This window comes from Thermodesulfobacteriota bacterium, from assembly GCA_039028315.1.
Taxonomy (GTDB): Bacteria; Desulfobacterota_D; UBA1144; order Nemesobacterales; family UBA2774; genus CR02bin9.
Genome location: JBCCIH010000240.1, coordinates 1 through 2749 on the forward strand (window position 1 = coordinate 1; position 2749 = coordinate 2749).

4 protein-coding genes are annotated in these 2749 nt (G+C 45.2%); 1 reads left to right on the forward strand and 3 read right to left on the reverse strand.

The features are described from left to right. From AAF462_11425 to obgE, 3 genes are all read right to left on the reverse strand, one after another. A partial coding sequence (locus AAF462_11425; GenBank protein MEM7009733.1) for a hypothetical protein occupies window positions 1–381 on the reverse strand: 381 nt, incomplete at its 3' end. 13 nt (window positions 382–394) lie between these two features. Further along, window positions 395–835 carry a hypothetical protein gene (locus AAF462_11430; GenBank protein ID MEM7009734.1) on the reverse strand — a complete coding sequence of 147 codons (441 nt, stop codon included), beginning with the start codon at window positions 833–835 and terminating at the stop codon, window positions 395–397. A gap of 52 nt (window positions 836–887) precedes the next feature. Further along, window positions 888–1904, reverse strand: coding sequence for a GTPase ObgE (obgE, locus tag AAF462_11435; GenBank protein ID MEM7009735.1), 1017 nt, complete (start codon window positions 1902–1904; stop codon window positions 888–890). 60 nt (window positions 1905–1964) lie between these two features. Between obgE and AAF462_11440 the strand changes: the two genes are divergently transcribed. After that, a partial coding sequence (locus tag AAF462_11440; GenBank protein ID MEM7009736.1) for a DUF2470 domain-containing protein occupies window positions 1965–2749 on the forward strand: 785 nt, incomplete at its 3' end.

The following is a 2749-nucleotide window of genomic DNA, read 5'->3' on the forward strand; positions in this document are numbered from 1 at the left end:
ACCTCGGGGCTGCTCAATTAACGGGTCTCCCTCAACTAAAGGCTCTGTCTGCTCTATTATTCCATCTGGCTCACTAACAACTCCTCCTGGAGGAAGTTCTACATTCTCACGCTCGGGTGCAATCCCCCCTGGACCGGGGTCGATATCAAAAGACTCAGGCTCTGATATGACGCTATCCTGATCTAGAGCTGGGTCAGGTGCATCTAAAACTGTATCAGGAGCAAATGCCGGGTCATACTGCTCAATTTCTCTAGGATCTTCAGCTCGAGGAGTATCCGGCGCTGGAGGCGGTCCTGGGTCGCCGTACTGCGCCAGCGCAAGAGGCGCAACAAATAGTATAATCAAAAATCCGGTTGAAATATTAAATAGAATATTTCTCAATTTATTCTCCAAATCAATCAGTAATAGGTGTTGCCGAAATAACCTGAACCTCTGAAACTCTATACCCTTGTCTTCCTGCGCCCATTGTTACGCCACCTTTTAGATATGTATCAACACTGTTTGGTGGAACGGTAACAGGTAAAACTCCCTGGGTTGTCGCAATAGTCTGACCCACTGCAGGCCCTGAAGTGGTATAGAAGGATAATCTGACTCGAATATCTTTATATGCAATGCTTGCAGTGTTTTCAATCACAACTGAGCTCAGCATTGCTACTCTTGCTGGAGCAAAGTACGACCAGTCTGTGACTCTGAGAAACCACTCAGGGTGAGTGATCTCATTGCTGTTATAGCTTGCAGGATTTGGCGAAGGGGTTGGGTCTTGCGCTTGAACCGAAATACTAGTGCATAGGATCGAAACTAAGACAAAAATGTATAATCCGCTAATTTTTCTCATACATAAAGTTTAATCTATAAAGGTTATATCTTCTACAAGATATTTTCTTGCATTAAGCAGGCTGATTATAAGCCTCAAGCTCCTTGGCTACTTCATAAATAAGATCTTTTGTTCCCTCGCCGGTTGCTGCAGAGATAGGGAAGGTCTTTACGCCAAGATCACCAAAGTGTTTTAGTAAACCTTCTAATTCTTCACGCGCTTCAGTTAGATCAATTTTGTTAAGTGCAACTATCTGTGGTTTTTTAGATAGCTCTTCGCTATAAGATTTTAGCTCGTGATTTAATTTGTCGTAGTCATTGATCGGATCACGCCCTGTCATTGGTGAGAGATCGAGCATATGGATCAATATTTTTGTTCTCTCAATATGTCTTAGGAACTGAATACCCAGCCCTGCACCTTCATGAGCGCCTTCAATAATTCCAGGGATATCTGCCAGCACAAATGTCTGTCCGTCTCCGTAACTCACAACCCCTAGGTTGGGTACAAGGGTTGTGAAAGGGTAGTCGGCAATTTTCGGTCTCGCTGCGGAAATAGTAGAAATCAGAGTTGATTTTCCTGCGTTCGGGAATCCTAGAAGGCCCACATCGGCAAGAAGTTTAAGCTCTAATGTGATTATTTTCTCCTCTCCCGGGACTCCAGGCTCGACTTCTCTTGGCGCTTGATTTGTGGGAGTAACAAAGCGTGCATTTCCTCTTCCGCCTTTTCCTCCCTTGGCAACCACTATGCTGTCCTCTTCTTTGGTTAAGTCGCCGTAAAACTCCCCTGTTTCAAAATCTTTAATTAAAGTTCCCATTGGGACGGGGATTAACAGGTCCTCAGCGTTTTTACCGTGTTGGTCCTTGCCCTTGCCGTGAACTCCTCTTTTGGCTTTATAGTGCTGCTGGTAGCGGTGGTCTAAAAGCGAGCTCATATTTCTTTTTGCCACCATTACAACATCGCCGCCGTTCCCGCCGTCTCCGCCGTTAGGTCCGCCCCTTGGGACAAACTTCTCCCGCCTAAAGCTAACGCAGCCCCGCCCGCCGTCACCGGCTTTAACATATATTTTCGCTTGATCAATAAACTTAACCATGGCCAACTATTATAAACTATTTAAAATATCCTGACAGAAACGATTTGTGTATAATTAAGCATGACCAAATCCGAGTCCAAATCTCACGGCTACACCACAACTTCTAGAGACGAACCAAATATTCCTGAGCCCTCTTATGCCGAGCGGGTGCGCACGCTTGTATATAGGGCACATATGGGAACACTTTCAACTCTTTCTGCTAAACACCCGGGCTCGCCATTTGGCTCGCTTATGCCCTATGGTCTGGATGAGCAGGGAAGGCCTACTTTTTTAATCAGCACCATGGCAATGCACACGCATAATTTAATTGGTGACACTAAGTCCAGCTTGTTTATATCGCAGACTGATTCAGGCGGTGATCCTCTTGATGCCTCCAGAGTTACGCTAATGGGAGAGAGCGCAAAGGTTCCTAAGGAAGTAATACCTCAGATTAGAGAGCTCTATTTGGCCCGCTATAAAAACGCCAGCTACTGGGTGGATTTTGACGATTTCTCTTTTTATAGAATGGAGATACAGGATATTTATTTTGTCGGCGGCTTTGGGGCGATGGGCTGGGTTACAGTGGATGAATACCATGATGCAAAAGTCGATCCATTGGCAGATCATGCAGCAGGGATTATTCAGCACATGAACCAGGATCACACTGAAGCACTAGTGCTTTTATCAAATCACTTCACAAAAGTTGATGATGCGGAACAAGTATCTATGACATCAGTTGACAGATTGGGTATGCAGGTCAGAATAAAATCAGGCGGCGAGTTCTTCAGCAGGCGGATAGGTTTTTTAACACAAGCAACTACACCCGATGAATGCAGGAAAGTAATAGTTCAGATGGTCAATCAAGC